We start from the raw sequence: 1,695 nt of genomic DNA on the forward strand, positions 1-1,695 counted from the left end.
AATCTTAATTGGTGTATTTCCAGGCCTCGAGATGGCTAAGATTCGTACCTCTCTCCGCGCTGCCAGAGCTACCCCGCGGGGTTGGCTGTGAGCGGCTCCGTCGTCCTCCTGCACCTTGCCGGCGCGGTGGCGCTGATGCTGTTCGCCACCCGCATGGTGAAGACAGGGGTCGAGCGCGCCTATGGTGACGTGCTGCGCCACAGGCTGCGCGCCACCATGCGCAATCCGGTCATGGCGGTGCTCACAGGCTGCGGCCTGGCGGTCGCGCTGCAGAGCTCAACCGCGGTGACGCTGCTGGTCGGCTCCTTCGCCGGCGCCGGCATCGTTTCGGGCGCCGCCGGACAACTGGCTGTGCGCGGCGCCGAGATCGGCTCGGCGTTGGTGGCCAAGCTGCTCACCTTCGATCTGACGCTTCTGGTGCCGCTCTGCCTGATCGCGGGCACGGTCATGTTCATGGCCACCGAGCGGCGGGACTGGCGGCAGACGGGCCGCATCCTGATCGGCGTCGGCCTGCTGATCCTGTCTCTGGAGATGATCGGCCAGGCGTCGGAGCCGCTGCGCAACAGCCAGCTGATGCCGCTGATCATCAATTATTTCTCGGGCGACTCCATCACCACCTATCTGTTAGCCGCGCTGGTCACCTGGCTGTTCCAGTCGAGCATCGCCGCGGTGCTTTTGATGGCGACACTGGCGGGCCGCGGGCTGATCACGCCGGAACTGGGCGTCGTGCTGGTGCTGGGCGTCAATCTCGGCTCGTCGCTGATTGCGCCGATGCTGACGCGGTCGGCGCCGCGCGAGGTGCGCATCGTGCCGGTCGGCAATCTTTTGATGCGCGGCCTCGGCTCGCTGATCATGCTGGTCCTGATCATGACCTTCAAGCCGGATGTCGGCTTCCTCGGCAGAAGCGCGCCCGATCAGATCGTCAACGCCCACATCCTGTTCAATGTGCTGATCCTGCTGGCCGGACTGCCGCTGGCCGGCCTCGTCTACCGCGCTTCCGAAAAGATCGTGGCGCTGGGCAGCACGCCGCAGCCGGCCGCCACGCTCGAGATCGTGGAGCTGTCGGCGCTGAATGAGAGCGCCCTCGATACGCCGAGCCAGGCGTTGGCCAACGCTACGCGCGAGGTGGTGCGGGTTTGCGAGACGGTCGAGATCATGCTGAAGCGCATCATCGAGCTTTATGAGGATGCCGACCCCGCCAAGATCAAGGCGCTTGCCGCGCTCGACGACCGCGTCGACCGGAAGCACGCCGCGATCAAGCTCTACCTAGCCAAAGTCACCCGAAACCCGCTGACCGAGGACGAGGCGTTGCGCTGCCAGGAACTGATCGGCGCCTGCGTCAAGCTGGAACAGGTCGGCGACATCATCGTGCGCAACATGCTGGTGCATGTCAGGAAGAAGCTGGAGCGCGGCCTGGAATTCACGCCGGAGGGCTGGCAGGAGCTTTGCGCCTTCCACTCTTCCGTGCTTGCCAATGCGCGGCTTGCCTTCAACGTGCTCGTCTCGCGCGACCCCGAGACCGCGCGCCAACTGGTGCTGGAAAAAGACCTTTTGCGCGAGCGCGAGAAGGAAACCAGCGCCAGCCATTTCCTGCGCCTGCGCGCAGGCACCGCCAAGAGCGTCGAGACCAGCTCGATCCACCTCGACACCATCCGCGACCTGAAGCAGATTAACTCGCTGTTGGCCTCGATCGCC

The 1,695-nt window shown here is 65.2% G+C and carries 1 protein-coding gene; it reads left to right on the forward strand.

The features are described from left to right. Positions 1-87: 87 nt before the first annotated feature. On the forward strand, positions 88-1,695 hold a 1,608-nt coding region (locus EOA28_RS34985), incomplete at its 3' end, for a Na/Pi cotransporter family protein (RefSeq protein ID WP_148671075.1).

Origin of the sequence: Mesorhizobium sp. M2A.F.Ca.ET.067.02.1.1 (genome assembly GCF_004023285.1) — a bacterium.
Lineage (GTDB): Bacteria > Pseudomonadota > Alphaproteobacteria > Rhizobiales > Rhizobiaceae > Mesorhizobium.